Here is a 26,848-nt window from a genome sequence, read left to right as displayed (position 1 = left end):
TTGATGCTGCTGGAGTGTTCCGAGACCCAGGCGTTGAAGGCTTTCTCGATGCGCTCGTCCCGGGTGAGGAACCGATCAAGCCCCAGGGCCACCCGGATGAAATCGGTGAGTGAGCCGGTGGGCTGCTCGAAGGCCCGGCGCAGGGTCTCTTCGTTGAAATAGTGCCGGGGCGAATTGAGACGGCGGGCGAGCGCCTCCCATTCATCGTCGGCCAGTTCCTCGCCACGGAAGATCTTTTCCACCGCCGGATCGGTGCGTTTGAGCTCGACCACCTTCTTTTCCCATTCCTCGCGGTAGGTCTTGCGGTCCATTGCCAGCCCTTCCGGGCCGACCAGGATGATCTCGCGGGAGCGGATTTCGTCGTCGAGCGATCCCTCGGCGATGGTGAGAAACTCGCGATGACCGCCCTCGGGATAGGTGGTGCCAGTTTCCGGCTGCGGCACGTCGCCTTCTTCAATCTCGCCGGTTTCGGCCGGGCGTGAACCGGGGGCGACACCGACCAGCTTCGGTTTGTCGTACCGCTCGCCGGGGTCGTTGAACCGCTTCGAGTTGCCAACAAAGTCGTAAATGATAAATTCTTCCTTGCCGATCTTCGGGCACAGGCGGCTGCCGCGTCCTCGCATCTGAGCGTATTTGATGGGCGACTTGGTTGGCCGCAACATGATCAGGTTTTCAATGTCCTTCTGGTCGTAGCCCGTGTCGAGCATGTCCACGGATACGGCGATCAGCGGCAACGGGTCGTACTTGAATTCATCGATAATAGGCTTGGGATTACCGTTGTTGGTGTAGCAGGTGATCTTCTTGGCGAAACTCTGCCGCACCTCGGACGGCGAACGGTTGATCTGCCCGGCGATGCGCAGGCAGTCTTCGTCGGAAAGCAGTTTGTTGAACAGGCGCACGAGGATCGACGCCTGTTTTTCCGACACCGCAAAGACAATGGTCTTGCGCGGCCTGACCCTGGCCCGTTCAGCGTCAGCGGCGTAGTACTCCTGCAGGATGGTCTTGAGCCGGTCTTCGGATTCCACGTCGCGGCCCCAGGCACCGGGCTTGATCTCTTCATCCTCCCACTCGGCCCCTTCGAAGGTCAGCACGCTTTCGGCGTGGTAGACGCGATACTTGGTCAGATAGCCGTCGTTGATGCCGCGCTGAATGCCGTACTCAAAGGTGGGGCGGCCTTCTTTCTTGGCGGCGTCCCAGCAATCGAAAAAGATGTAGGTGTTGCGAACCAGACGGCGCTCGTGTTCGCTGATAAAGTGCAATTCTCCGGGGTTCGGGGTAGCGGTCAGGCCGACGTGGATGGCGTCGAAGTGACCGAGCGTGGCCCGGTGGGTGTTGTAGATGGAACGGTGGCATTCGTCGGTGACCACCAGGTCGAAATACCCGTGGCCGAAACCGTTGCCGCCGAGTTGGGTGGCAATGGTGTCCAGGGTGCCGACGACGATCTGCCCCTCCAGGCTGCGCTTGCCGCCGTAAAGGATGACCGTCGGCCAGTCGCGCAGGTATTCGTCGAAGGTTTCCTTGGCCTGTTTGGCCAATTCGATGCGGTCGACCAGAAAGAGCACGCGGGAGATGATGGCTGTTTGCAGCCAGCGCTTCATCAGCATGGCGATGGTCAGGGTCTTGCCCGTACCGGTGGCCATTTCAAAGAGCATGCGTCGCCGACCGGCGATGAGCGCGTCATCCGCTTTTTGCAGACATTCAAGCTGGTAGGGACGTGCCTCGACCTCCTCACCCTTGAAATCGAAACGGTGCGGCAGGGGTTGCAGTGAGAGGCTCTGCCGGATGTCTCCCTTGCGGTGAACCTTGATATTGGCCCTCCGTTCGAGATCGGCCTGGCTGGGGAAACCCATCACCGGCCGGGCATCGCCATCTGTGTAATCCCAGAAATAGTGCTCCTGACCATTGCTCAGGATGACAAAAGGCGCTTTCAGCGTCAGGGCATACGCCTTGGCCTGCTCCTTGGCGGAGTAGGGATCGACGGCGAAACGCTTGGCTTCGAGAACGGCAAGTGGACGGCTCCGGGTATCCTTCAAGAGGTAATCGGCACGGCCGTCGGCGGCAGCTTCCTCCGTGGAGACCTGCGCTTTGTTGGTGATGCACCAACCTGCCTGCTCAAGCAGCCTGTCAATCAACATGCGGGCATCAGCTTCTGTGCTCATGTGCTGCATCCCTGCTTGTTCACAAAATTACGATTCATATTGGCCACCACGATTCTTGACCGACTCCGCACTCTCCGCCGCGCCGCCGGACTCGACCCACGCATCCACCTGGCTTTTCTTGAACTTCCAGAGGCGGCCCATGCGGTGCGCGGGCATACCATGCTTGTCGATCCACTTGTACACGGTGTCATTGCTGACGCCGAGATACTTGCAGATCTCGGTTATCGACAACCAGCGGTCTTCCATCTCGTTCATGCTCAAAACTCCACGGGCGTTTGGTTTGCGGCCACGTCCGCCAGAGGCGAAACGGGAGGGTGCTGGACGCACCTCACCCAGAATAAAAACTTCCTTAATATACATAGGCCATTCGTACGAAGTCAAACGATCTTTGCCGTTTTCGGCCGAATTTATGCGAACTCAATCGACGCCATAGGTCGTGTGCCAGCTTGGCCGAATAAGCGGCAAGGAATGGCCAAGATTTTTTCGGCTGTACCGACACATCCCACCCCCACCCGGTAAGTACCCCCCCCAGAAGATCAGCCCTAAAAAATTTCACCCGACGCCCGACACTTTCTCCGTCTCTCCGGTAAGTAAGGGCATAAACCAAAACGAGGAGCGACCGACCATGGACATCAACGACCTGTTTGACGGAATCATGAAAAGTATCAACCAGTTTGCCGACGAGATCGCCGAGCAGCGGTTGCAGGAAAAAATGCAGGAAACCGGACGAGGTCCGGAGAATGGGGGGAGGAATGCGGAGAATTTCGAGGCGAAAGAGAAACGGGGTATGACGGATTTCCCGAAAAGGGAGTGATTTGGCCGGCAGCGCCGGCACCCTGAAGACGACGTAAGTCGCTGACAATACGCAGAAAAGCAAAACCCGTCCAATAACCGGACGCGGTTAGTGGACGGGTCTGTCTTTTTTAAATGGTGGAGCCGGGGGGAATTGAACCCCCGTCCGCAAGACCGCCACAAGTAGCTCTACATACTTAGTCGACCAATTTTTGTGCTTTGACCTTGGAGCGTGCCGGTTGACAGGCCCTTCCGCGGCGATTCGCACTGATTTAAGATGTGGCCCAGCGACCTGACCAAACCCGATTCTCTGTGAATGACGCTGCTGTAGGTTTCCCTACCCAACCCAGAGACCAGTTGGTGCAGCGGCTCACCGCTTAAGCGGCCAGAGCGAAACGCTCGTCGTTGGCGTTTATGGTTTTCCAGTGGATTTACGAGCGAACTGGGGCTCGGTATGCACTATCCTGCTTTGTGACCCACGTCGAAGCCAAGTCGGCCCCTATGCATGCTATTTTACTATCATTCGTCCGAAATTGATAGCAATATGTTGCGTTGGTTCACAGGGCGCAGTGCGCACCCAACCCGCATCAGGCGGGCGCTCGATGCACTCGATGAGGCCACCTGGAGCCAACTGGTGGCCTGGCACCCCTTTCTTGCCGGGCTGACCGCGCCTGAACTCGATACCTTGCGCGAGCATACGGCCTGGATACTGGCCAGCAAGAGCTTTCACGGGGCCCACGGGCTCGAGGTCATCCCGGCGATGCGTCATGCCATCGCCATTCAGGCGGCGCTGCCCATTCTCGGCCTGGATACGTCGCTTTATCACGGCTGGACACAGATCGTGGTCTATCCGGGCGGCTTCATGGTCCCGCGCACAGAAGTCGATGAGGCCGGGGTCGTGCACGAATACATGATGGAGACCGCTGGCGAGGCCTGGGAAGGCGGGCCGGTGATCCTGTCATGGGAAGAGGCCCAACCCGGCCAGGATCGTCGCGCCAACGTGGTCATTCATGAATTTGCCCACAAGCTGGACCAGAGAACGGGCACAGCCGACGGCATGCCGGGGCTGCGCGCGCACCCCGATCTGGATGCACGGCACTGGCATCGGATACTGACCGCCTGCCTGGATGATTTCGACCGCCGCCTCGACGCGGTGGAGCGCGCGATCCCGCCGGATGTGGATCCCGAATCCGATGCTGCGACCCCCTGGTACGACAGCTTGCCCCTGGATCCTTATGCCGCGACAGATCCGGCAGAATTCTTTGCCGTCAGTTCGGAGGCCTTCTTTGTACATCCCGAACCGCTGGCCAGGGCGTGGCCGCTCTGGTATGAACTGCTGGCAAAATACTATCGGCAGGATCCGCGCCTGCGCATGCAGGGTTTGAACGATTCACATGCCCTGCCCCACAACCGGAATGGAGAACACTGATGTTCCATACTCTGCAGGCCACTGATGGCCATACATTCACCGCCTGGGTCGACGGCCTCGAAGATGCCCCCAAAGGGATCGTGATCCTGCCGGAAATTTTCGGCATCACCGAGCACATCCAGCAAATGGCTGCACACTTTGCGCAGCACGGGTATCGTGCCATCTGCCCCGCCTTGTTCGACCGTGCCCCGCACAGCACAGGCAACGAAGTACTGGGTTATGACGAGGCCGGCATGCGTCGCGGCATGGCGCTGCGCCAGGCCATACAGGACACCGACGCCCTGCTGGACATCCAGGCGTGCGCCAGGGCGCTTGGTCCGACGATACCCAAATACCTGACCGGTTTTTGCTGGGGCGGCTACCTCACGTGGCGAACGGCCTGCCTGGATGACCAGTTCGCTGCGGCAGCATGCTGGTATGGTGGCCATATAGCGGACCATCGCAACGACACCCCGCACATCCCCGTGCTGATGCATTTCGGGGGGCAAGACGCGCATATCCCCCTCGAGGACGTAGAAGCCATACGCCAGGCCCAGCCTGACGTGCCCATCCACACCTACCCGGATGCAGGCCATGCCTTTGCACGCGAAGGCACGCCTGCGTGGCGCCCCGAGTCGGCCCGGCTGGCCCTCGACCGCACGCTGGACTTCTTTGCGGCACAAAGCGCATCCTGACGATCAGAGATCGCATGGTAGAGACAGAGATCACACGGTAGAGACCACGCGGTAGAGATCACACAGTAATGGCTACACCGTAGAAATCACACGGCCGGGCCCGGCGCGGACAGCGGGCCCGACCACCGCTATGCCAGAACCCCTTGGCGATAATCGCTCAGGGCCTGTTCGATTTCTTCAGCGGTGTTCATCACGAACGGGCCGTACTGGGCGATGGGCTCGTTGAGCGGCTTGCCCGCCAGCAACAGCACGCGCACCCCTTCGGACGGTGTCGCTTCAACATGCAGCGTATCGCCCTCGGGCCCGAACCAGGCTGTGTGTGCGCCTGGCACGACCCGGTCACCTGCCTGCAGTTGCCCCTCGAATACATACAGCAACACCTGATGGGTGGCCGGGATGGGGACATCCACTGCCTGCCCCGCCATGACACAGATGTCTGCGATGATCGGCTGCGTGGCGGGATTTCCATCGCCCGGCCCCTTCAGCGGGCAGGTGGCCCAGGGGATGGTGCCTGCGATGAGTTTGATGAACCCGCCGTCGGGCAGATCCGCCACACGGATTTCACTGGCCGGAATATCCCGGTAATGGGCCGGCTGCATTTTATCGGCTGCCGGCAGATTGAGCCAGATCTGGAACCCGCGCAGCAGGCCATTTTCCTGTTGTGGCATTTCTTCGTGGATGATGCCCCGGCCAGCCGTCATCCACTGCACACCGCCTGCGCGCAAGTCGCCTTCATTGCCCAGGTGGTCGCGGTGACGCATGTGGCCGTCCACGATATACGTCACGGTTTCGAACCCCCGATGCGGGTGCGGTGGAAAGCCGGCGATGTAATCATCCGGATCATCCGAAGAAAATGCATCCAGCATCAGGAACGGGTCCATGCGGGCGCCTTGCTGGTAACCCAGTGCACGCAAGAGGCGTACGCCCGCACCGTCCTGGGTGGCATGCGCCGGAGTGACTCGAATGAGGGTGCGTTGGGACATGATGATCTCCTGTGAACAATGACCTTCATTATCCCAGCATGCTGACCATTGGTCGCACTGCTGCATGCACAGCCTGGCCAGGACAATCCCCGGGGGCCAGGCCACGATCCGGCACGTTCGCTGATCAACCCATAAAATGAAGGCTCAATCCGTGACCATCCAGCGCGACACACGCTGATCGCCTCACCCTGACCACTCATACTTTTTGGCCAGATGCCGTCCTTGCCCGTTCGACTCCCCCTGTTCACCCGCCCTCCCCGCCCGCCATGGGTTCTGGCCTACCTGCTGGCCATTGCCGCCCTCTGGACGGTGCTGTGCGCGCTCAGTCACAGCGCCCCCGATCTGGATGGCATGGAAGAGCTGGTCTGGGCCGCCAGTCTCGAGTGGGGCTACACCAAGCATCCACCCTTGCCGACCTGGTTCATGCACCTGGCCATCCAGTGGCTGGGAGCATCCGTCTGGCTGCCCTTTCTCATGGGCCAGATGTTCTCGGCGCTGGGCCTGTGGTTTGTATGGAAGCTGGGCTGCGAGCTGACGACACCGCGGCGTGCGCTGATGGCCACCCTGCTGGTGTCGGTCACGGCCTACTTCTCGTTGCGTGGCACGATCTACAACCATAATACCGCCCAGCTCTGGACCATCACGGCCGGCATCTGGCTCTTTCATCGCGCCACGCACCGGCAGCGCTGGCGCGACTGGGCATGGCTGGGCCTGGTGGCTGGCCTGGCCATGCTGACCAAATACAGTGCGCTGATCCAGTTTGCCGCGTTCCTTCTGTATATCCTGGCCAGCGGCCTGTGGCGCCAGACCCGCATCTGGCTGGGCATCGGCCTGTCTGCTCTGGTGTTCCTGGCGGTGCTCGGCCCCCACATCATCTGGCTCTTCGCTCACCACTTCGAGCCCTTGCGCTATGCGGATACTTCACTGCAGGCCGCCAGCCGCCTGGGCGCGCTGCACTCCCTACTGAAGTTCGCGCTCGATCAGCTGGGGCGCCTGTCGCCCATGCTGGTGCTGGGCGGGCTCTGGGCGGCCTGGTATCGCTGGCGCGCCAACCGGGGGCCGGGGCAGGCCGCAAACGACCCGATCTTCAAGGCCCTGGATTCTGCTGGCGGCATTCGGCCACACGCCCCGTCGTACTGGGCCCAACTCGATGCCAACGCACGGCGCTTCCTGTTGTGGACAGGGCTGGCACCCGTCTTCAGCACATTGCTGGTGTCACTGGTGCTGGGATCCAAGCTGGAAGCCTCATGGGCCAGTACCTTCTTCGTGCTGTTCGGCTTCTACGGTCTGGCCTGGATGCGCGGCCTGGACAGCGAGCAGCTGCGCCGCCTGCTGATCCTGACAGCCGCCCTGCAGATCGTGATGGCCGGCACGTACGCGCTCGCCCGCGGCCCAGTGGCCCAGGCGGTGGGCCATGCCTCGCGCTCCACCTACCCCGGCCCGGTGCTGGCAGCCCATGCGCTGGCGCACTGGCAGACGCACCAGCCCGGCCGACCTTTGCGCGTAGTGGTGGCCAATACGTGGCTGGGCGGCAACATTGCCCTGCATACGGGCCAGAATACGCGCGTATATATCGATGCCAGCGACGCGAAGTCACCCTGGTTTGCCCCTGGCACGGCCCTGGCCTGCGGTGCCCTGATCGCCTGGAGCGAAGCCGGCCGCGGTCGACCCGCAGCCGCAGTGCGTGCGCTGTACGAGGCAGCCCCCTGGAAAGGGCGCGACTACATTCCGTGGTCCGGTCCGAAGGGTACGCTGATCGACCTGAACTGGGCCGTACTGCCCGCGACCTCTGAGTGCCTCAAACCATGACTGCCGGAAAACCAGCGCCGTTCAGGGGGCTTCGCCGAAGTATTCCTTGAACTGATGACCCAGCTTGCGCGCCTTGGTGCGCAGATAGTGCTCGTTGTACGGGTTGCGATTGACCTGCAGGGGGATGTGCTCGGCAATGTTGATGCCCATTTCGGCCAGCTTTCTTTCCTTGCGCGGGTTGTTGGTCATCAGGCGCACGCTGTGTATGCCGAAATGCTCCAGCATGGGCAGGCACAGGTCGTAGCGCCGCAGGTCGGCCGGGAAACCCAGGCGCTCATTGGCTTCGACCGTATCGGCGCCTTCGTCCTGCAGGTGATAGGCACGGATCTTGTTGAGCAACCCGATGCCCCGGCCTTCCTGGCGCAGGTACATGAGAATCCCCCGGCCCTCTTCGGCAATGCGCTGCATGGCCGCCTCGAGCTGGGCGCCGCAATCGCAGCGCTGACTGAACAGGGCATCGCCTGTCAGGCATTCGGAATGGATGCGCGTAAGCACGGGGCCTTCACCCGGCAAATCACCCAGGGTCAGCGCAACATGTTCCTTGCCCGTCGCGCTTTCGACGAAGGCATGGATCTGGAACACGGCCCAGGGCGTGGGCAGGCGGCTGGATGCCACATAGTGCAAAAGGCCGCCAGAGGCGGCCGCAGCAGGGCGGGTGGGGGCAGGCATGAGCAGAAAGAATCAGCAGAAATGACGCATAGCTTACCACTGCCATGGCCTATCTCGCTGAACAGACTCAGGCCTTGACACCCAGATACCGTTCTATGACATCCGTGTTTTCGTTCAGATCCCTGGGCGTGCCCTCGTAGACTACATGCCCGTTGTTGACGATATAGGCACGGTCGGCAAGTGACAGCGCCGCGCGCACATTCTGCTCGACGATGACGATGGTCTGACCCGAATCGGCCAGTTGCCGGCAGACGCGCATCAAATCACGCACGATCAGCGGCGCCAGCCCCTCGAATGGCTCATCGAGCAATATGATGTCAGCGTTGCGGATCATGGCGCGTGCAATGGCGAGCATCTGCTGCTCTCCCCCCGACAATTGCTTGCCCCGGTTGCGCTTGCGCTCGGCCAGGCGCGGAAACGTGGCATAGATCTCGTCGAGCGAGCGCGCTTTCTCGGCCGTCATGGCCGCCAGCTGCAGATTTTCCTGTACGGAAATCGAGCCGAACACGCGACGCTCTTCAGGTACCAGCTGGATGCCCAGCGCGGCGCGCGAATAAGGTGGCAAATGCTGGATTTCAACCCCGCGATGGCGGATGACCCCGGACTTGACCTCGACCATGCCCATGAGAGACTTCATGGTCGTGCTCTTGCCCGCGCCGTTGCGCCCCAGCAGGGCCACCACTTCATGCTCTTCGATGCGCATCGAGACATCGAAGAGTATGTGCGAATCTCCGTAATAGCTGTTGATCTTGTCGACTTCAAGCAGACTCATCGTCCATCCCTCCGAGATAAGCCGCCTGGACATCGGGGTCATGGCGGATGTCTTCGGCTGCCCCCTCGGCCAGCTTGCACCCCTCGTACAATACCGTAATCCGCTCGGCCAGTTCGAACATGGCATCCATGTCATGCTCCACGATCACCATGCTGCGCCCGTCACGAATCGATTTCAACAAGCGGATCACGAGCACCCGCTCTTCCGGCCCCAGGCCGGCCAGCGGCTCATCGAACAGCAGGACATTGGCACCGGTGGCCAGTGCCAGACCGATCTCGAGGCGCCGCTTTTCGCCATACGACAACTCGGATACCTGGATGTCTGCATGCGACGTGAGATCGACCATGGCGATTGCCGCATTGACCTGTTCATCGAGCTTGTCGGAGTGCAGCCGGTGCAGCAGATCGCTGCGATATTTGCCGCGCAGCCGGGCCAGCACTGGAATCATCATGTTCTGGCGTACCGTCAGCTGCTCGAACAGCTGATTGATCTGATAGCTCTTGCTCATGCCCAGCTGGCAGACCGCCGTGACGCCTATGCCGGTGATCTCCTGGCCACGAAAAAAGACTTTCCCGGTCGTGGTCGGGAGTTCACCGGCCAGCATGGCGAAGAATGTCGACTTGCCGGCACCGTTCGGGCCGATGACACCATGCAGTTCACCCTCGCGCAAGGTGAAATCGATGTCGGTATTGGCCTTGAGCCCGCCATAGTGCTTGCTCACGCCGCGGGCCTCGAGCACCGGTGCGCCCGGCCTGGAAGATGCAAGCGGCGCGACGATGTCGAGCGTGCTGGCCACCCGGGTGCTGGCATCGGCATCGATGTGCGCCGGCAGGCTGCGATGGCGCCGGGCGAAGTCCACGAGCGCGCCCGCAACCCCGCGGCGAAACACGGTGACCAGAACCACGAACACGATGCCCAGGATCAGCTTCCAGTAGGGCCCCAGATTGCCCACCTGCTGCAGGCCTTCATACAGGTACAGCCAGATGGTGGCCCCAAGCAGGGGGCCCAGCAAGGTACCGGCACCACCCATCACGGTCTGGATCACCAGTTGCGCGGACGTATCGAGCGCAAAGGCATCGGGCGGCATGTACGACTGGAACAGGCCCAGCAGGCCGCCCGCCAGCCCGCCATAGGCCGCCGCAACGATGAATACCGTGAGCTTGTACGACTGGATCGAATGCCCCAGGGCCGTGGCGCGCTTGGCATTGCCCTGGATGGCCTTGAGCACGGTACCGAAAGGCGAGCGCACGATGCGGCGCGCAATCAGATAACCGATGAAGAAGATCACGGCCACGAACCAGTACATCGGCCAGCCACTGCCGATCTGGATGTCGATGAACCCCAGACTGAGCTCTGGCGAAGGCACCCCGGCGATGCCGTTTTCACCCCCTGTATACGCCTTGAACGAGGAATTCTCGAGAAAATAGAACATCTCGCCAAAAGCCAGCGTACTCATGGCGAAGTAGATCCCCGTGCGGCGCAGCGTCAGGTAGCCGATCAGCAGGCCCGTGACGGCTGCCATGACCGTGCCGATGAGCAATGCCACGAGCATGTTCGACACCACCCCATCGGTGAGCAGATACGCCGTCACGAAGCCCCCCACCCCGTAGAACGCTGCCTGGCCGAACGACAGCAGGCCCGTATAGCCAAAGAGCAGATCGAAGCCGAGCCCGAACAGGCCCCATATCAGGATGCGGGTGAGAAGATCCGGGCTCATTCCGGCCAGTGGCAGGACAAACGGCGCGGCAATCAGCCCCAGCCCCACCAGCATCTCGGGCCACTGCCTGCGCAGCACGGTGCGGGTGGGCGCACCGTGCGATGCCGGCGCGGTGCGTGTCGTATCACCGACGGCGGGCGCCGTGGTCTGGTGTGTGGTGGTGTTCATTCGCGTCCCTCCTGACCCATGAGACCTTGCGGGCGCAGCACCAGCACCAACGCCATGGCCACGAACAGCATGACTTCGGAATACTGCGGGTTGACCATGGACGTCAGGCTGAGAATCTCGCCGGCGATGATGCCGCCGATGATGGCACCGGGGAATGAACCCACCCCACCGATGACCACCACGACGAACGAATCAACCAGATAGCGAAACCCCATGTCCGGCGTCAGCGCCACGATGGGTGAATTGATCACCCCGGCAAAGCCCGCGGCCATGGCACCAATGCCAAAGACCAGCAGGAACGTGCGCTTGACGTTGATGCCCAGCGCATTCACCATCTGGGCATCTTCGATGCCCGCCCGCACGATGAGGCCCAGGCTGGTGCGATACAGCACGAAATACAGCAACAGCAGCGTCGCCGCGGCAATACCCAGGGTCTCCAGGCGATAGAGCGGATAGATGAGCGAGCCAATGCGGGCGATGCCCTGGCCCCAATCGGGTGGCGTGACCGAATAGCTGATGCCGCCATAGAGGCCGCGCACGATCTCGACCAGAATGATGCTGATGCCGAACGTGACCAGAATCTGGTCTTCGGGCGGGCGGCTGTAATACTGGCGCATCAGGCCGCGCTCCATGACCAGGCCCACGGCCAGGGCCACTGCCGAGCCGCCGGCGATGGCCAGGATGAACGAATCGGTCAGCGAGTAGACGGTATAGCCGGCGTAGCCCCCGACGACGAACAATGCCCCGTGGGCGAAGTTGATGACACCGAGCGTGCCGTAGATGATGGTCAGGCCGGTGCTGATCAATGCCAGCAACAGACCAGTGGCCAGTCCGTTGAACAGCTGAGAGAAAAACAGTGACATGCTCGGGTGCCTCCTTCAAAGACCCGGACGTTGTGCCCGGGGATGGCCGGCTGCGACAGGCCACCCCCGGCATGGCGCGCCGATCAGACGTAATCACCCATCTTGCAGCCCAGCAGGCCCAGCGGCGGGACGACCTCTTTGCCCTGGACGATCTCGATGATGTCGTACCAGTCGTCCGGATTCTTCATTTCGGACTTCTTCTTGCCCCGCATGATCGGGAAATTGATCACGCCCTGATGGTCTTCGGGCCGGATATTGAAGGGGCCCACGGGTATTTCGAGCACGCTGCCATCTTCGAGTGCCTTGACCACATCGGGCGGATAGAAGCTGCCGGCCCGCTCGACCGCAGCCGCCCAGGCCATGATGGCCAGGTAGCCATACAGGGCAGAGTCGCGCGGCTTGCCGCCAAATTTCTTTTCGTAGGCGGCCACGAAGTCCTTGGCCACCGGATACTGCGCTTCCATGGTCCACCAGAAACCCTGGGCCACCAGGGCCCCCTCGATCAGTTCCGAGCCCACCTCGACTTCGATGTATGCAGAAGAATAGGGAATGACGAGCTTCATCTTGTCGAGCAGACCGAACTGCTTGGCCTGCTTGATCGCGTTCACCGCATCGGCCCCGTAGGCGACGCAGACCAGCACGTTGGCATCGGTGTTGGCGATATTGATGAGGTATGAGCTGTAATCCTTGGCCCCCAAGGGGTGCACCTGATTGGTGACCGTCTTCCAGCCTTCCTTTTCGGTGAACTCGACCATGGATTCGGTGGTGGTATGGCCGTAGGTGTAGTCGGGCGTCAGGTAGGCCGCGCGGCAATCCTTGCCCAGCGCCTTGGCCGCTACGGGTGCGATGGCCTTGCAGGCCATGTAGGCAAAGTAACAGGGCCGGAAACCATAGCGCTGGCAATCGACACCCGTGGTTTCGTTGGAGCCCGAAATCGCGGTGAAATAGGGCGTGTGTTCACGGTTGCAGACTTTTTCGAGTGCAATGGCCACTGCGCTGCTGGTGCTGCCGGAGACCATCAGGGCCTTGTTGTCATGAATGTAGCGCGTAGCCGCCTGCACGCTGGTGTTGGGCTTGGTCTCGGCATCGGCCACGCCCAGCTTGATGCCCTTGCCCAGGATGCCCTTCTTGAGATTGGGCGAAATCTTCTGCAGGATGGGATCCCCGTTGTTCAGGTGCTCGGCCGCCAGTTCGTAACCCTTCTGCTGCTCGGCGCCCTGGGCCGAATAGGGGCCGGTGAGGTCGACCGTCAGGCCCACGTACACGGTATCGCCATCCGAACCGGCCGGCCACGCACCCAACGGCTTCTTGTCCTGCGCCATGGCGACCCGGGCCGTCGCGGGCAGCAGCAGGCCGCCGGCGACGCCTGCTGCCCCGGCCTTGAGCACGGAACGGCGCCCGATCATTGGATTCAGCGCCTGGGCTGATGTCTTCCTGTCTTTCATGGATTTGTCTCCTGGTTTGAATAACGCAGGACACGATATGTGCCCGACGAAGCCCCGCATTTCGGTCGCAATGCCTGCCAGTTCTGATGCTGGCCACCGCCTGGCTTCCACGGTCATGCCATATCGACCAGCCGAAATCACGCGTGGAATCATGATGTTTTTTCAAACTTACGCAAAACTTACGTCATGTTTCACAGGCGCGGGAACTCGTTGTCCGGAGGACAAAGGATGCCCCCCCGATCGACCCAGGTGAATCAACAAACCTTTGATTTAAAATGATGAACAGAAACAGGCAGGCCGCCTTCCGCGTTCCGGATCAGTGCTTTCCCTTAAGGGTAAACAGCAGGCTTCCAAATCCATGAAGATTGCGGTGATCGCGCGGGCCTCAGCCGGGCCTCAGCCGGCCATTCGTATCCGGGCCGCGTAGGCTTCGAGCACAGCCATGTCAGGGTTCTTGCGCGGCCATACCAGCCCCACCCCGTCGTCCTCGTGGCGCGGCAGGACATGGATATGCGCATGCGGCACGGTCTGCCCACCCGCCACCCCGTTGGCCTGCAGCAGCATCATGCCCGGTGGCTGGAAAGCCTCTTGCACGGCCCGGGCCACCCGGTGGCTGACACGCATGAGTTCGGCCGCCAGGTCTTCATCCATGTCGAGCAGGGTGGGATAGGCCTCGCAGGGGGCCACCAGCACGTGGCCAGGATTCAGTTGCCCGGCGTCCATGAACGCAAAGATGCGTTCACCCCGGTAAACCAGGGCGGCCGGGATCTCGCCGGCCAGAATGCGCGTGAATACGGTGGGTTGCATGCAAGCGTCTCCTGAGTGAAGTGACTCTACCAGGCCGCTGAACGCTCGATTCGCTGCTGCAACTCCCCTGCGCCGAGCGACTGACCATTGAGTACGGACTGGCCGTGTTCGAAATGGTAATCGACTTCCACGAGCCCGTCAGCCAGGCGCACCAGACCCTGGCGCTGCAGATGGGCCGCCAGCCTGTCGAACAGCATGCTGGCCAGTGCGACAGCCATCTGTTGCTGCGCCTTCTGGGACTGGCCGACCACATACAGCACCATGGGCCGGGACACCCCCAACTGCAATGAAGCCCGGCGCACGCCGGACTCCAGTGCCGGTTCGGGGCCTTCATCCAGCGGTTGCAGGCCAATGTGCAAGGCCGCTTCGGACACCCCCTCGGGGGTTTGCCATTGCAGGGTATCGAGCGCCAGCACCGGGCCGGTGGCGAACACCGGCCGCAGCAGCCCCAGCAGCGCCTGGCGCTGCTGGGGCGACCAATCCTGCGGATCCCCTTCGGGCCAGGTCTCCATGGCCGACATGAGGGCATCCCATGCCTGCACGTTGAACTGCGCCACGGAGCCGCGTGCGCGCAAGCGACCGAGATCGCTGCCCTGCAACTGCATGCGGCCAAGATCCCAGTCCAGGCGCGTATCCACCAGTTGCCCCGTACGGGCCGTATCCATCGTCAATTCGGATTGCTCGAACAGCAGACCGGGCCAAGCGTCGGTGACGAGCAGCAGATTGCCTGTCTGCATGATCTGATGGACCTGAAGATGGGTGCCATCGGTCAGGATCATCCGGCTCTGGTAGACCAGATCACGGATTTCGAGGCTCACCCTTTCATCGGCATCGTCGAACGTCAGGTGGGGCACATCGGCACGCACGCGAAATTCGGGCTCGCCCGCATCCCGTTCGACCTGAACCTGGGCCCCGGCAAACGAAAAGCCGGCGTCCGGCAGCCGGGCCGGCTCGAACCGCCAGGAGGCCCGCAATGCGCCATTGAAGCCGATGCGGGCCTGCAGGATCCAGGGCAGCACCCCGCGAGGCATTGCATCGAACCACATCTGCCAGCCGGGCCCGGCCACGGGTTCGAGCACACTGTAAGCTGCCAATGGCGCCCAATGCCCTTCCTGGAGCGCCTGCCAGGGCCACGGACCATGCTGAAGGTGGTTCTGCAGGTCAAAAACCCGCGTACCGCGTGCCTCCGGGTATTCGAAACGCAGGCCCAGATCGGATGAGAATACCCCGCGTCTGTAGTCCAGGATGGACAGCACAGGCGCCTGCCCGGGCGCCGAGGCCTCGAGTTGCCAGCGCTGGTTGGCCTCGGCCACCCAGACCCGCAGCACGGATTCAGCCTGCTGCCCGGCCCACCACGCAGCCCCTGTGTACGCCAGCAGGCATCCCGCGACAATGCACAGCAACCAGCGCAAGCGACGCGTCATGGCGAGATCTTGCGTGACAGTTCGCGGGGCAACGGAAATGAAACCTGCTCACGCACCCCCTCGAGCGGCCGCACCGAACGCGCGCCCAGTTCGCGCAGGCGGCCGATGACCTGCTCCACCAGAACCTCGGGCGCCGAGGCCCCTGCCGTCACCCCGACCCGCCGGGCGCTGCGCAGCCACTGCGGATCGATCATGTCGGGGTCATCGAGCAGATAGGCCGTGACCCCCTTGCGCTCGGCCACTTCACGCAGGCGGTTGGAATTGGAACTGTTCGGGCTGCCCACCACCAGCACCAGGTCACATTGTGGCGCCATGATGCGCACGGCATCCTGACGGTTCTGGGTGGCATAGCAGATATCACTTTTCTTGGGCTCTGCAATCCCCGGGAAGCGATCCCGCAGTGCCTGCGCGATCTCGGCCGCGTCATCCAGCGACAGCGTGGTCTGGGTGACAAAGCCGAGAAAGTCCGGCCGCTCGACCTGCAGCGCCAGAACATCCTGAACCGTCTCGACCAGGTACATGCCCGCATCGGCCTGCCCCAACGTGCCTTCCACTTCGGGGTGCCCCCTGTGACCGATCATGATCACCTCGCGGCCTTCCTTGCGCATGCGAGCCACCTCGACGTGCACCTTGGTCACCAGGGGGCAGGTGGCATCGAAAATACGCTGCTGGCGCTGCTCAGCCTCGGCGCGCACGGCGCGCGAGACCCCATGCGCGGAAAAAATCACGATGGCGCCGGCCGGTGCATCTTCGAGCTCATCGATGAAGATGGCCCCGCGTGACCGCAGGTCATCGACCACATAGCGATTGTGCACGATTTCATGGCGCACATAGATCGGCGCGCCATGGATTTCGAGCGCGCGCTCGACGATCTCGATGGCCCGATCGACCCCGGCGCAGAAACCACGCGGCTGTGCAAGCAGGATTTCAGCTTCGCCCTGCAGGGTTCCGGTATCGGAGCGGTGTGGATTCATAGTACCCCCAGAATCTTGATTTCGACCTGCAAGTCGATGCCGGCCAACGGATGATTGAAGTCGAGCAGGGCCGCATCGCCATCGAACGATTTCAGAATCCCTGAATACCGCCCGCCCGCGGGGGCCACGAACTCGACCATGTCGCCCGCCTCGAACTGTGTGTCGGGCGGCGCACTGCGCACCATTTCGTCGCGCGACAGCCACTGCAGCAGATCGGGATTGCGTTCGCCATAGGCCTGCACTGCCGGGATGTCGAGCATGAACTGTTCACCCTCGATACGCCCCAGCAGCAAGGCTTCGAGCCCGGGCGCCCACTGGCCCACCCCCATCTGCAAGGTGGCGGGCCGGTCGAGGAAGGTATCCACGAATACCGTACCGGCCGCCGGACCGGTCAACAGTTCGAATCGGTAATGCAACGTGACATAAGAGTCAGCCTGAACGGGCTGCAATGGGCTGGAAGCAGTCAAAATACCACCGTGGCGTACTTGTGAAACATATCATGATTTTAGGGCCTATCATGACATACACTCCAGAATCCCCCTCCTGCGAACGTCCTCGCGAGCGATTGCTGCAGCATGGCGCGCAGGTTCTGACCACGCCTGAATTGCTGGCCATCCTGCTGCGCACAGGCACCCGGGGGCGCAATGCCATCGAGATGGGCCGCGACCTCGTCAGCCATTTTGGCGGGCTGCGCCGCCTGCTGTCCGCCGAACCCGATGCCCTGCTGGCCTTTCCGGGGCTGGGCAATGCAAAGACCTGCGAACTCATGGCAGTGCAAGAGCTCAGCCGGCGTGCCATCGAAGAGCCCTTGCGCACGGGCCGGGCGCTCAGCCAGCCCGAGCGCGTCAAGCAATTCTGCACCCTGCGCCTGGCCCATCTACGTATCGAGCACTGCATCGCGCTGTTCCTGGACACGCGCCTGCAACTCATCGACTGTGTCGAACTGGCACGCGGCACGCTGTCACATGCATCCATCTACCCGCGCGAAGTGGTCAAGGCGGCGTTGCAGCACCACGCAGCGGCGTTGATCCTGGCCCATAACCATCCTTCGGGCGTGGCCGAGCCCAGCCCGGCAGACATCGCCCTCACACGGCAACTCAAGCAGGCGCTGGCCCTGGTCGACGTACGCCTGCTGGATCACCTGGTGGTGGGCGCCCATGAGGTGGTCTCACTTGCAGAACGTGGGCAAGTATAAGTAAAATAGCAGATTTACCGCCATTTACGGATCACCCCCATGAAAGAAGGCATCCATCCCGAATACCGCGAGGTCGTGTTCCTTGACCTGCAGACCGGCAATCAGTTCATTTCGCGCTCGGCGCTGAATTCTCGCGAAACCACTGAAATCGACGGCAAGACCTACCCCTTGTTCAAATGCGACGTCACGTCGGAATCGCACCCCTTCTATACCGGCGCCCAGACCCGCATCGTCGAGACCGGCCGGGTGGAAAAGTTCCGCGCACGTTTCGCCCGCACGGCAGGCACCCTCAAGAAATAAGCCACTGCGCACGATCGGCCCGGCAAAGCCCCGCCCCGCAGACGGCGGGGCTTGCATTTTGCAGCACCCCGCCACAGCTCGGGTTCGGTGCGCAATCTTGTATATCATGGGCACTCGAATCAAAACATCCCGGGTCTCACGGTGCCTGTCAATTCGCCACCTTCCACACCTGCACGCCTGACGGCCACCGCAGCGGTCAAGCTGCCGCGGCTGTTCCTGCTGGTGGTGGGCCTGGTCTACATCCTGGCCGGCCTGTTTTACCGTGACCCCTGGAAACCGGATGATGTCACCGGGCTCGCCACCATGCTCACGGCGCTGTCCGGCCAGGCTCATGCCTGGCTGCTGCCGCATGTCGGTGACCTGGCCCATCCTCGCACCGGCCCGCTGATCACCTGGGTGGGCGCGCTCAGCATCGAGTTCTTCGCGCCGCTGTTCGCCTGGCTGGAGCCCTCATCAATCGATGCACGGATCATCGCCTCGCGATTGCCCAATCTGCTGTGGTTCGGGATGCTCTCCGGCAGCCTCTGGTACGGCACATACCTGCTTGGCCGGCGCCCCGAGGCCCTGCCGCTGGCCCTGCCTTTCGGGGGCGAACCCCATCCTCGGGATTATGGCCGCATGCTGGCGGATGCGGCCCTGCTGCTCATCGTGGCCACTGTAGGCATCATCTGGCGCATGCACGAAACATCCGAAGTGCCCGCCCTGATCGCAATCCAGGCGCTGGCCCTGTACGCCGTGGCACGCATGCTGGATCACCCCCTGTCCGGCACGCTGTCCCTGGGCCTGGCTCTGGCCGCGGCGTTCCTGACGCGTGGCTGGCCGGGGCTCGCCCCCATGCTCGTGGCATTGGCATTGATTTTCATACCGGGCAGCGAACTCTGGTCCTGCCGGCGCTGGCTGCTGCTGGCCTGCCTGCTGGCCACGGCCCTGATTGCCGCCTGGTGGATCCCCGCTCAGTCTACCGACCCGCGCTGGATTCAGGGCTGGCTGCAATGGAATGCCCAGGCGTTTGGCTGGCCCTCGAGTTCATCCCTGATCAGCGTCCTGCGCGATCTGCCCTGGTTTCTGTGGCCGACCTGGCCGCTGGTGCTGGTCGCCCTGTGGCGTTGGCGCAGATGGCTGGGCGCTGCGCATGTACGCATTCCTGCAGGCTTTCTGGCGGGCGCACTGGCGGTCCTGATCTTCTCGCGGCAGCCATTCGAGCCCGAATATGCCACACTGGCCGTACCCTCCGCCATTCTGGCGGCCCTGGCGCTACCCACATTGCGCCGCGGGGTGGTGAACACGCTCGACTGGTTTGCCATCATGTGCTTCACGCTCACTGCGGCGACCGTCTGGCTCGGCTGGATCGCCCTGCAAACGGGCTGGCCGGCACAGATCGCGGCCAATATTGCGCGCCAGACCCGCGGTCTGTACATTCACGTGGCCTGGCCTGCCACAGTGCTGGCCATACTGGGCACCCTCGCCTGGCTGGCCCTGGTGGGTTGGCGCCTGCGCAGCCGCCCGGCAGGGCTATGGCGCGGTACGGCGCTGTCCGCCGGCGGGCTGATTGCCACCTGGCTGCTGCTCGCCACCCTGTGGATGCCCGCCCTCGATTACGCCCGCAGCTATCGTGATGTCTCGGCCTCATTGGCCCAGGCCCTGCGCCAGCACCAACGGGCCGGCGAATGCGTACGCGCCCAGGATCTGGGCAGTGGCCAGCGGGCCTCTTTTTACGTGTTCGAGCAGTTGGAATTCAGCTTCGACGGCCGTTGCCCGCTGCTGCTCCAGCAACTGGACCCCGATGAACTGCGCAAGGGCACGGCGGCCAGGGCAGATCAGCCTGCGCTATGGGAGGGTCGGCGCGGCCCCGATCGCCACGAAATGTTCCGCCTGCTGAGGCTGCACGGATGACCGCACGCGGCATGGCCGGGCAAACGGCGGCGGGCGGCCCCGGCCCTGCAAACCCGGGCCTGCTGTCAGGCTGCCTGCCCGGTACGGCTCTCTGCTTGCCCTTGGGCGTGGGTCGACGCCGCCTCTGCGGGGATCGGCGCCGCACCTGATGCGTCTGCCCCGTTCTCGCCATTGGGTCGGGTCGTGACCAACTCGACGACCTTGCTGCGTGACAGGACGCCCAGGAACTCACCCTGATCATCGGTAACGGCCAGGGGGGCCGGGGTGCGCAACAGGCGTGCCAGAACCTGATCCAGGCCTTCGGACGCCGGTACCGACGCCATGTCCGTCAAGAAACGGGAAATATCGCGCGCACCTTCGTTGACGGCACGCTGGGCATCGTCGCGCATCAGGACACCTGCCAGCCGCTTGCCATCGAGTACCGCTGCGTAGTCATAGCCGCGTGCAGCCAGCCGCTCGAGCGCATGTGCCGGATAGGTGCGCATGGTGAGCGTCAGCGGGCGTTCGCCCACCGCATGCGAAGCGTTCAGCACCTTGCCCCGATTGACGTCCTGCAGGAAGGACTCGATGTAATCGTTGGCCGGCGACAGCAGGATATCCTCGGGCGTGCCGTCCTGGATGAGCTCGCCATCCTTCAGGATCGCAATCCGGTTCCCCAGGCGCAGGGCCTCATCCAGATCATGGGTGATGAATACGATGGTCTTGTTCAGCCGGGCCTGCAGTGCCAGCAGCTGGTCCTGCATTTCGTGGCGGATCAGGGGATCGAGTGCCGAGAACGCCTCGTCCATCAGCAGGATTTCCGCATCGGTGGCCAGCGCACGCGCCAGCCCCACACGTTGCTGCATGCCGCCGGACAGCTGATGGGGATACTGCGCCTCGAAGCCGGACAGGCCAACCTGTTCGAGCCAGTGCATGGCGCGCTGATTGCGCTCGGCGCGGCGCATGCCCTGCACGGCCAGCCCGTAGGCTGCATTGTCGAGTACCGTACGATGCGGCAGCAGGCCGAAGCGCTGGAACACCATGCTCATCTTCTGCTGACGGAACGTTTCGAGCTCGCGCGGCTTCAGGCCCATGACGTCGACCCCATCGACCAGGATCTGGCCGGCACTGGGGTCGATGAGCCGATTGAAATGCCGGATCAAGGTGGATTTGCCCGAACCGGACAGCCCCATGATGACGTGGATGCCACCGGCTGCGATCGACAGCGAGATGTCCCGCAGGCCCAGGGTATGGCCGCTGCGCTCGAGCAGTTCTTCCTTGGACATGCCCTCGCGTGCCGCGGACAGCCAGCGCTGCGGGTGTGGGCCAAAGATCTTGTAGATGTTGCGGACTTCGATTTTATCCATGTCAGGCTCCGCGCATCTGTTGACGCTGGCCAAATTTCTGCGTGATGCGGTCGAAGATGATGGCCAGCACGACGATGCCCAGCCCGGCCAGAAGCCCACGGCCGACCTGCAGGCGGTTGATGCCCTGCAGCACCTCGTAACCCAGGCCGCGCACCCCGATCATGGAAGCGATCACCACCATCGCCAGGGCCATCATCGTGGTCTGGTTGATGCCAGCCATGATGTTCGGCAGCGCCAGCGGCAACTGCACACCGAACAGCTGCCGTGTACGGCTGGCCCCGAACGCGCGTGACGCCTCGAGAACCTCGGGATCGACCAGCCGGATACCCAGGTCGGTGAGCCGGATGACCGGTGGTACGGCGTAGATCACCGTCGCAAACAGGGCCGCCAGCTTGCCCAGATTGAACAGCATCACCACCGGAATCAGGTACACGAAGCTCGGCATGGTCTGCATGACGTCGAGCACGGGCAGCATGGCTGAGCGCACCCAGCGAAAGCTGGCCATGGCGATGCCCACGGGAATACCCAGCAGCACCGAAAAAGCGACGGCCACCAGCATGAGCGACAGGGTCTGCATGGAGGCTTCCCAGAGGCCGATGGCCCCCAGAGCCCCCAGCAAGGCCCCCATGGCCACGCTGAAGCGCAGTTTGCGGCTGGCCACCCAGGCCACCCCCATGACCACCAGGATGATGGCCCACCAGGGTGACTGGCGCAGCAGGTTGTCGGCCCAGATGAGCAGATCGAGCAGCGGCTGGGTCAGCGCCCGGAGCACATCCGAATACTCCATGACCAGCCCATTGACGAAGGCGTCAATGGGCCGCTGCAGATCCCGGGCCGAGATCAGTTCGGGAAACATGGCAGGCCCTTACAGCGCTGCCTTGACCCGCTCGGATACATCGGCTGGCAACCACTGGGTCCAGACATCCTGTTTGTTCTTCAGGAACCAGTCGGCGGTTTCATCCGGCTCGGCTTCATGCTCATCCATGTAGGCCATGGCTGCGCCCATGTCATCGAGCGGCACCGACACTTTCGAGAGAAACTCGGTCAGCTTCGGCGCCGCTTCGATGAATCCGGCACTGACGGCCGTGAATACCGGATTTTCAGGGTAATCGGAGGCCTGCGGGTCGGTGCAGTCGGGGTCGGTCAGGCACTTCTGCTTGTCGGCGTCATAGGGTGGCAGTTCGAGCTTCACCAGATCCATGGAGCCGACGACCGGCGTCGGATACCAGTAGTAGAAGACGATATTCTCGCCCCGGTTATAGGCCGCAGTGAGTGCAGCCTTCTGGGTGGCGCCCGTGCCCGGGGAAAACAGGGTGAACGTATCCCCCAGCCCCAGGGCCTTGAAGAGGTTGGTGCTCACGATTTCACAGCCCCAGCCTGCAGGGCAGCCATAGAAGCGGCCCTTGGAGGGCATTTCCGGATCCTTGAAGTCTTCCCAGTATTTGGGCAGATCTGCAGCTTTCTTGAGGTCGGGCAGGCGCTCGGCCGTGTATTTCGGGATGAACCAGGCTTCACCGCCCATATAGATGTCGCCGATGCGCTTGACCTTGCCCGTGGCCTCGGCCTGATTCCAGGGCTCGAGCACGCTGTTGAGCCAGACTTCGGTGTTGATGTCGAGGTCACCCCGCTCGAGCGCCGCCAGGGCGGGCAGCGTTTCAGTAGGCAGAACCTCGGAGTCGCAGCCATAGCCATGCTCGACGATGAACCGCTCGACCTCGACGAGCACCAGGTTGGATTCCCAGTTCATGCCGCCAAAACGCATGGGGCGATCGAGCTCGCATTGCACCGCATCGGCCGCCTGTGCTGCCGCAGGCGCCATGGACAGACCGGCCAGAGTGGCGGCAAACGCCAGGCCCAGGGCCGAGCGCGTCAGCCGGCTGGGAGAATTGGAAGGATTGGATTTGGACATTGAAGCCTCCTTTGGGTTACGGAGACGTCGGCCCGAAGGGTACGGGCCGGCGCCATAGCTTGGGGGAGGGTGTGCGGAAAACGGCTGTTCGAGCCGCCAATACATACCAGCATTGCCAGTGCCGCGGGGCACTTCTGACACAGGCACCACCCGAGACATTCGGGCGCAGCCAAGGCAAATGCTTTCTACAGCAAAACGCCCATTTTACATGCAAGATGGCAGAAAATGAAACGCAATCATAAAAACAGCCTTTTCATGAGCCCCTTGGCAACCATGAAAAAAGGGCCCCGCAGGGCCCCATATGCCGCCACTCGGGTGGCTCAGCCCGGCAGTTTGTCGGGCTGGTAAATATAGCCTCGGCGCCAGGGATAGGCCTGGCCCTCGGGGCAATCGAGTTCATCGGAACGCCCCTCAGGCTGCGGCCCGGCCAGAATCTGGTGCAACGCGATCCAGCCGTGCTCGAAACCCATTGCGCAACCGGCCAGATACATGCGGTACGCGCGCAGGGAGCGCTCGCCCTGCGGCGAACTGAGCGTTGCACGGGCCTCGGGCAGCCGGGCCTCGAGCGCATCGCTCCAGGCCCATAACGTACGCGCATAATGTGGCCGGAGGTTTTCGACGTCGTACGCCTCGAGCCCCGCCTCGGACAGGGTCTGCATCACGAAATGGATGTGCGAGAGTTCACCGCCGGGGAAGATGTATTTTTCGATGAAGCCGCCCATGCCGGCACCCAGTTCACTGTTGCTCAGGCCCCCCGCCGTGATGCCATGATTCATGATCAGCCCGCCAGGCCGGACCAGGCGCAACAACTTGCCGAAATAGGCTGTGAGCTGGGCCCGGCCCACGTGCTCGAACATGCCTACGGACGCGATCTTGTCGTACGGGCGGGATTCATCCAGCTTGCGGTAATCGAGCAGTTCGAAACGCACGCGCCCACCCAGCCCTTTCTGCTCGATCAGCCCATTGACATAGGCATGCTGATTGCGCGACAGGGTGATGCCGGTGACATCGACATCGTAGTGTTCGGCAGCCCATAGCATGAGCCCCCCCCAGCCGCCGCCGACATCGAGAAAACGTTCGCCCGGCTTGAGCGCGAGCTTGCGGCAGATGTGGTCGAGCTTGGCTTCCTGGGCCTGCGCCAGGGTGTAGTCGGGCTCGCGGTAGTATGCACATGAATAGACCCGGCGAGGATCCAGCCACAGGCCGTAGAAATCATCGGACAGATCGTAATGGAACTCGATCTGCCGCGCGTCGCGTTCGATGGAATGCCGCCACACCGAGACCAGGCGACGCACCAGACTGGTGAACCAGCCCTTTTCGGCGGCATCGATGGGCGAACCGGGCAGAATACCGACAGCCAGGCGCATCATGTCGCGCATCGAGCCATCGAAGTCGAACCGGCCTTCGACGTAATCTTCGCCCAGGACACCGACTTCACCCGACGCAACATGCGCCAGCACCACGGAATCATGAACCTGCAGGCGGATGTCGGCATCGGCCGGACCCAGCTTCTTGCCATCGGGCATTTGCATGGACACGCTGACCGGCAAGGATGCCAGTTTATTTTCGATCAGGGACGTGAGCGCTGCCAAAAGAACCTCCTCTTGTGGTCATTGAGTAAGCGGCCAGGTCCGGGCCCTGAGTGCACCGGAAGCCAAGCGCCGGAAAACATCTTGTTATAGTAGCGCCTTCTGCGCTGCCTGACGTACTCATGAGCCCCCGAACCTCCACATTGACGGTACCGCCATGGCTGATCCTCATGGGTGCCCTGGCCGCCCTGGGGCCGTTGGCCATCGACATGTACCTGCCAGCCTTCGGGGCCATCGCCAAAGACCTGCAGGTACCGCAGGGCCTGGTCGAACGTACGCTGGCCAGCTACCTTCTGGGCCTGGCACTGGCGCAACTGATCTACGGCCCACTGGCCGATCGCTACGGGCGCAAGCCACCGCTGGTGGCCGGCCTGGTTCTGTTCACGCTCGCCTCCCTGGCCTGTGCGCACAGCGACAGCATCGGGGCACTGCTCATCTGGCGCGTCGTGCAGGCATTCGGCGGTGCTGCGGGCATGGTGATCCCGCGGGCCGTCATCCGGGACCACCTGGATACCCGTGCGGCCGCCCAGGCGCTGTCACTGCTGATGCTGGTCATGGGCGTGATGCCCATACTGGCCCCTCTGATGGGTGGCCAGGCGGTCACCCTGGGTTCCTGGCGTGCCGTCTTCTACATCATGGTGCTGATGGGGCTTGCCCTGCTGGCCATCGTCATTCCGTTCATGCGCGAGTCACTGCCACCGGGGGCACGCAGCCCTCTGGCCGTGCGCACCATCGCACGCAACTTCATGCATCTGCTGCGTCACCGGGGCTTCATGGGCTACAGTCTGGCCGGCGGCCTAGGCTCGGCCGGGATGTTCGCCTACATCGCCGCATCCCCACAGGTTTTCATTTCCATCTATGGCGTGGATCCGCGCTGGTTCGGCCTGCTGTTCGGGCTGAACGCGATGTCCCTCATCCTCGCCTCGCAGATCAGCGCACGCCTGCTCGAACGCCATGCGCCCGTGCAATTGCTCAGGCGTGCCCAGTTCTTTCTGGTGCTGATGACAGCCTGTGCGCTCGTTCTCACGCTGCTCGGCCTCATCAGCCTGATCTGGCTGATGCTGTGCCTGATGGGCTTCATGGCCAGCCAGGGTTTCGTGGTGCCCAACGCAACGGCGCTGGGCCTGGCCGAGCAGGGGCCACGGCTGGGCACCGCGTCCGCGCTCATGGGCTCACTGCAAATGTTCAGCGGCGCGCTCGCCGGTTACGGGGTCAGCATCTGGCATGCGCAGACCCCACTGCCCCTGGCAGCCGCCCTGACGGCCTGTGCAACGCTATCCTGGCTCGCCGGGCGATTTGCCATGCACCAGGGCACCGTGCACCAGGGCGCTTGATCTATCTACTCATTTCAAAGTAGAATGCAAGGCTTTCCAGTATAGACACTAAAAAAGGTGAGGCCATGGCACGCGTATGCCAAGTGACCGGCAAGGGCCCGATGGTGGGCAATAACGTTTCTCACGCCAACAACAAGACCAAGCGGCGTTTCCTGCCCAATCTGCAGTCTCGCCGGTTCTGGGTTGAATCCGAAAACCGCTGGGTACGCCTGCGCGTATCCACCCAGGCCTTGCGCACGATCGACAAGGTCGGTATCGATGCCGTGCTGGCCGACATGCGCGCCCGCGGCGAACGGGTCTGACAGGCCCCCTCAGGAGTACATCATGGCAAAAGGCGTTCGCGAAAAGATCAAGCTTGAATCCACGGCAGGTACCGGGCATTTCTACACCACCACCAAGAACAAGCGCAACATGCCCGAAAAGATGCTGATCAAGAAATTCGATCCAGTGGCACGCAAGCACGTCGATTACAAGGAAACCAAGCTCAAGTAATTTCGCTGTCGGCTGCCACTGCATCCATGGGGTCCGGCTCGATTTCCTCTGACGGAAATCGAGCCGGACCCTTTTTACGCCCTGGCCTCCTATAATCGAAGGCTT

General features: G+C 62.5%; 26 protein-coding genes and 1 other RNA gene. 10 read left to right on the top strand and 17 right to left on the bottom strand.

Annotated features, from left to right (window positions below; translation table 11 throughout):
• The coding region (locus WCY17_RS08065; RefSeq protein ID WP_372701664.1) for a DEAD/DEAH box helicase family protein at positions 1–2,159 on the bottom strand (2,159 nt) is incomplete at its 3' end.
• Between the two features lie 27 nt (positions 2,160–2,186).
• Positions 2,187–2,414: a helix-turn-helix domain-containing protein gene (locus WCY17_RS08060; protein WP_372701663.1), complete on the bottom strand. Its 228-nt coding sequence runs from the start codon at positions 2,412–2,414 to the stop codon at positions 2,187–2,189.
• Between the two features lie 370 nt (positions 2,415–2,784).
• On the opposite strand from WCY17_RS08060, the gene WCY17_RS08055 reads away from it, so the two are divergent.
• On the top strand, positions 2,785–2,973 hold the full coding sequence (locus WCY17_RS08055; RefSeq protein ID WP_372701662.1) for a hypothetical protein: 189 nt from the start codon (positions 2,785–2,787) through the stop codon (positions 2,971–2,973).
• Positions 2,974–3,087: 114 nt separating this feature from the next.
• On the opposite strand, the gene ssrA is transcribed toward WCY17_RS08055, so the two are convergent.
• Positions 3,088–3,451, bottom strand: a transfer-messenger RNA (tmRNA) gene (gene ssrA, locus WCY17_RS08050).
• Positions 3,452–3,495: 44 nt separating this feature from the next.
• Here ssrA and WCY17_RS08045 point away from each other — a divergent pair.
• A complete protein-coding gene (locus WCY17_RS08045; RefSeq protein WP_372701661.1) occupies positions 3,496–4,380 on the top strand; it encodes a zinc-dependent peptidase in 885 nt (294 codons plus the stop codon).
• Positions 4,380–5,054 carry a dienelactone hydrolase family protein gene (locus WCY17_RS08040; RefSeq protein WP_372701660.1) on the top strand — a complete coding sequence of 225 codons (675 nt, stop codon included), beginning with the start codon at positions 4,380–4,382 and terminating at the stop codon, positions 5,052–5,054. Before WCY17_RS08045 ends, WCY17_RS08040 begins: the two co-directional genes overlap by 1 nt.
• A gap of 128 nt (positions 5,055–5,182) precedes the next feature.
• Here WCY17_RS08040 and WCY17_RS08035 read toward each other — a convergent pair whose 3' ends face one another.
• Positions 5,183–6,037 carry a pirin family protein gene (locus tag WCY17_RS08035; RefSeq protein WP_372701659.1) on the bottom strand — a complete coding sequence of 285 codons (855 nt, stop codon included), beginning with the start codon at positions 6,035–6,037 and terminating at the stop codon, positions 5,183–5,185.
• A 222-nt stretch (positions 6,038–6,259) separates the two neighbouring features.
• On the opposite strand from WCY17_RS08035, the gene WCY17_RS08030 reads away from it, so the two are divergent.
• Positions 6,260–7,846: a glycosyltransferase family 39 protein gene (locus WCY17_RS08030; protein WP_372701658.1), complete on the top strand. Its 1,587-nt coding sequence runs from the start codon at positions 6,260–6,262 to the stop codon at positions 7,844–7,846.
• 21 nt (positions 7,847–7,867) lie between these two features.
• Here WCY17_RS08030 and ribA read toward each other — a convergent pair whose 3' ends face one another.
• The 9 genes from ribA to WCY17_RS07985 form a co-directional block, all read right to left on the bottom strand.
• The gene (gene ribA / locus WCY17_RS08025) at positions 7,868–8,515 is read right to left on the bottom strand and encodes a GTP cyclohydrolase II (protein WP_372701657.1); all 648 of its coding nucleotides are present in this window, start codon (positions 8,513–8,515) and stop codon (positions 7,868–7,870) included.
• A gap of 67 nt (positions 8,516–8,582) precedes the next feature.
• The gene (locus WCY17_RS08020) at positions 8,583–9,287 is read right to left on the bottom strand and encodes an ABC transporter ATP-binding protein (RefSeq protein ID WP_372701656.1); all 705 of its coding nucleotides are present in this window, start codon (positions 9,285–9,287) and stop codon (positions 8,583–8,585) included.
• Positions 9,274–11,172, bottom strand: a complete 1,899-nt coding sequence (locus tag WCY17_RS08015; protein ID WP_372701655.1) for an ATP-binding cassette domain-containing protein — start codon at positions 11,170–11,172, stop codon at positions 9,274–9,276. Before WCY17_RS08015 ends, WCY17_RS08020 begins: the two co-directional genes overlap by 14 nt.
• A complete protein-coding gene (locus tag WCY17_RS08010; RefSeq protein WP_372701654.1) occupies positions 11,169–12,035 on the bottom strand; it encodes a branched-chain amino acid ABC transporter permease in 867 nt (288 codons plus the stop codon). Before WCY17_RS08010 ends, WCY17_RS08015 begins: the two co-directional genes overlap by 4 nt.
• Positions 12,036–12,118: 83 nt before the next feature.
• Positions 12,119–13,480 carry a substrate-binding protein gene (locus tag WCY17_RS08005; RefSeq protein ID WP_372701653.1) on the bottom strand — a complete coding sequence of 454 codons (1,362 nt, stop codon included), beginning with the start codon at positions 13,478–13,480 and terminating at the stop codon, positions 12,119–12,121.
• A gap of 396 nt (positions 13,481–13,876) precedes the next feature.
• On the bottom strand, positions 13,877–14,287 hold the full coding sequence (locus WCY17_RS08000; RefSeq protein WP_372701652.1) for an HIT family protein: 411 nt from the start codon (positions 14,285–14,287) through the stop codon (positions 13,877–13,879).
• 26 nt (positions 14,288–14,313) lie between these two features.
• Positions 14,314–15,711, bottom strand: a complete 1,398-nt coding sequence (locus tag WCY17_RS07995; protein WP_372701651.1) for a YdgA family protein — start codon at positions 15,709–15,711, stop codon at positions 14,314–14,316.
• Positions 15,708–16,685 carry a 4-hydroxy-3-methylbut-2-enyl diphosphate reductase gene (gene ispH / locus WCY17_RS07990; protein WP_372701650.1) on the bottom strand — a complete coding sequence of 326 codons (978 nt, stop codon included), beginning with the start codon at positions 16,683–16,685 and terminating at the stop codon, positions 15,708–15,710. The genes WCY17_RS07995 and ispH overlap by 4 nt, the downstream gene beginning before the upstream one ends.
• Entirely contained in the window at positions 16,682–17,152 is a 471-nt protein-coding gene (locus WCY17_RS07985; RefSeq protein WP_372701648.1) for a peptidylprolyl isomerase, read from the bottom strand. The genes ispH and WCY17_RS07985 overlap by 4 nt, the downstream gene beginning before the upstream one ends.
• A 50-nt stretch (positions 17,153–17,202) precedes the next feature.
• On the opposite strand from WCY17_RS07985, the gene radC reads away from it, so the two are divergent.
• The 3 genes from radC to WCY17_RS07970 all read left to right on the top strand — a co-directional run bounded on the left by radC (position 17,203) and on the right by WCY17_RS07970 (position 20,073).
• On the top strand, positions 17,203–17,880 hold the full coding sequence (gene radC / locus WCY17_RS07980; RefSeq protein ID WP_372701647.1) for a DNA repair protein RadC: 678 nt from the start codon (positions 17,203–17,205) through the stop codon (positions 17,878–17,880).
• A gap of 39 nt (positions 17,881–17,919) precedes the next feature.
• Entirely contained in the window at positions 17,920–18,180 is a 261-nt protein-coding gene (locus tag WCY17_RS07975; RefSeq protein WP_372684621.1) for a type B 50S ribosomal protein L31, read from the top strand.
• A gap of 141 nt (positions 18,181–18,321) precedes the next feature.
• Positions 18,322–20,073: a glycosyltransferase gene (locus WCY17_RS07970; RefSeq protein WP_372701646.1), complete on the top strand. Its 1,752-nt coding sequence runs from the start codon at positions 18,322–18,324 to the stop codon at positions 20,071–20,073.
• A gap of 65 nt (positions 20,074–20,138) precedes the next feature.
• On the opposite strand, the gene WCY17_RS07965 is transcribed toward WCY17_RS07970, so the two are convergent.
• From WCY17_RS07965 to WCY17_RS07950, 4 genes are all read right to left on the bottom strand, one after another.
• Positions 20,139–21,419 (bottom strand): glycine betaine/L-proline ABC transporter ATP-binding protein, encoded by a 1,281-nt coding sequence (locus WCY17_RS07965; protein ID WP_372701645.1) that lies wholly within the window; start codon positions 21,417–21,419, stop codon positions 20,139–20,141.
• 1 nt (position 21,420) lies between these two features.
• On the bottom strand, positions 21,421–22,275 hold the full coding sequence (locus WCY17_RS07960) for an ABC transporter permease (protein ID WP_372701644.1): 855 nt from the start codon (positions 22,273–22,275) through the stop codon (positions 21,421–21,423).
• Between the two features lie 9 nt (positions 22,276–22,284).
• Complete coding sequence (locus tag WCY17_RS07955) at positions 22,285–23,238, bottom strand: ABC transporter substrate-binding protein (RefSeq protein ID WP_372701666.1); 954 nt, start codon at positions 23,236–23,238, stop codon at positions 22,285–22,287.
• A 410-nt stretch (positions 23,239–23,648) separates the two neighbouring features.
• Positions 23,649–24,860, bottom strand: coding sequence for a class I SAM-dependent methyltransferase (locus WCY17_RS07950; RefSeq protein WP_372701665.1), 1,212 nt, complete (start codon positions 24,858–24,860; stop codon positions 23,649–23,651).
• A gap of 179 nt (positions 24,861–25,039) precedes the next feature.
• Between WCY17_RS07950 and WCY17_RS07945 the strand changes: the two genes are divergently transcribed.
• The 3 genes from WCY17_RS07945 (at position 25,040) to rpmG (ending at position 26,743) form a co-directional block, all read left to right on the top strand.
• The gene (locus tag WCY17_RS07945; RefSeq protein ID WP_372701643.1) at positions 25,040–26,251 is read left to right on the top strand and encodes a Bcr/CflA family multidrug efflux MFS transporter; all 1,212 of its coding nucleotides are present in this window, start codon (positions 25,040–25,042) and stop codon (positions 26,249–26,251) included.
• A 65-nt stretch (positions 26,252–26,316) separates the two neighbouring features.
• Positions 26,317–26,553, top strand: a complete 237-nt coding sequence (gene rpmB, locus WCY17_RS07940; protein ID WP_372701642.1) for a 50S ribosomal protein L28 — start codon at positions 26,317–26,319, stop codon at positions 26,551–26,553.
• Positions 26,554–26,575: 22 nt separating this feature from the next.
• Positions 26,576–26,743: a 50S ribosomal protein L33 gene (gene rpmG, locus WCY17_RS07935; RefSeq protein WP_372701641.1), complete on the top strand. Its 168-nt coding sequence runs from the start codon at positions 26,576–26,578 to the stop codon at positions 26,741–26,743.
• Positions 26,744–26,848 lie beyond the last annotated feature (105 nt).

It is taken from the genome of Castellaniella sp. (assembly GCF_041677825.1).
Taxonomy (GTDB): Bacteria; Pseudomonadota; Gammaproteobacteria; order Burkholderiales; family Burkholderiaceae_B; genus Castellaniella.
This window is presented reverse-complemented; position numbering and strand designations above follow the sequence as displayed.

Coding starts and splice junctions, on each gene's coding strand:
- WCY17_RS08060 (WP_372701663.1), bottom strand. CDS start 2,414: ATGAACGAGATGGAAGACCGCTGGTTGTCGATAACCGAGATCTGCAAG.
- WCY17_RS08055 (WP_372701662.1), top strand. CDS start 2,785: ATGGACATCAACGACCTGTTTGACGGAATCATGAAAAGTATCAACCAG.
- WCY17_RS08045 (WP_372701661.1), top strand. CDS start 3,496: ATGTTGCGTTGGTTCACAGGGCGCAGTGCGCACCCAACCCGCATCAGG.
- WCY17_RS08040 (WP_372701660.1), top strand. CDS start 4,380: ATGTTCCATACTCTGCAGGCCACTGATGGCCATACATTCACCGCCTGG.
- WCY17_RS08035 (WP_372701659.1), bottom strand. CDS start 6,037: ATGTCCCAACGCACCCTCATTCGAGTCACTCCGGCGCATGCCACCCAG.
- ribA (WP_372701657.1), bottom strand. CDS start 8,515: ATGCCTGCCCCCACCCGCCCTGCTGCGGCCGCCTCTGGCGGCCTTTTG.
- WCY17_RS08020 (WP_372701656.1), bottom strand. CDS start 9,287: ATGAGTCTGCTTGAAGTCGACAAGATCAACAGCTATTACGGAGATTCG.
- WCY17_RS08015 (WP_372701655.1), bottom strand. CDS start 11,172: ATGAACACCACCACACACCAGACCACGGCGCCCGCCGTCGGTGATACG.
- WCY17_RS08010 (WP_372701654.1), bottom strand. CDS start 12,035: ATGTCACTGTTTTTCTCTCAGCTGTTCAACGGACTGGCCACTGGTCTG.
- WCY17_RS08005 (WP_372701653.1), bottom strand. CDS start 13,480: ATGAAAGACAGGAAGACATCAGCCCAGGCGCTGAATCCAATGATCGGG.
- WCY17_RS08000 (WP_372701652.1), bottom strand. CDS start 14,287: ATGCAACCCACCGTATTCACGCGCATTCTGGCCGGCGAGATCCCGGCC.
- WCY17_RS07995 (WP_372701651.1), bottom strand. CDS start 15,711: ATGACGCGTCGCTTGCGCTGGTTGCTGTGCATTGTCGCGGGATGCCTG.
- ispH (WP_372701650.1), bottom strand. CDS start 16,685: ATGAATCCACACCGCTCCGATACCGGAACCCTGCAGGGCGAAGCTGAA.
- radC (WP_372701647.1), top strand. CDS start 17,203: ATGACATACACTCCAGAATCCCCCTCCTGCGAACGTCCTCGCGAGCGA.
- WCY17_RS07975 (WP_372684621.1), top strand. CDS start 17,920: ATGAAAGAAGGCATCCATCCCGAATACCGCGAGGTCGTGTTCCTTGAC.
- WCY17_RS07965 (WP_372701645.1), bottom strand. CDS start 21,419: ATGGATAAAATCGAAGTCCGCAACATCTACAAGATCTTTGGCCCACAC.
- WCY17_RS07960 (WP_372701644.1), bottom strand. CDS start 22,275: ATGTTTCCCGAACTGATCTCGGCCCGGGATCTGCAGCGGCCCATTGAC.
- WCY17_RS07955 (WP_372701666.1), bottom strand. CDS start 23,238: ATGGCGCCTGCGGCAGCACAGGCGGCCGATGCGGTGCAATGCGAGCTC.
- WCY17_RS07950 (WP_372701665.1), bottom strand. CDS start 24,860: ATGCAAATGCCCGATGGCAAGAAGCTGGGTCCGGCCGATGCCGACATC.
- WCY17_RS07945 (WP_372701643.1), top strand. CDS start 25,040: ATGAGCCCCCGAACCTCCACATTGACGGTACCGCCATGGCTGATCCTC.
- rpmB (WP_372701642.1), top strand. CDS start 26,317: ATGGCACGCGTATGCCAAGTGACCGGCAAGGGCCCGATGGTGGGCAAT.
- rpmG (WP_372701641.1), top strand. CDS start 26,576: ATGGCAAAAGGCGTTCGCGAAAAGATCAAGCTTGAATCCACGGCAGGT.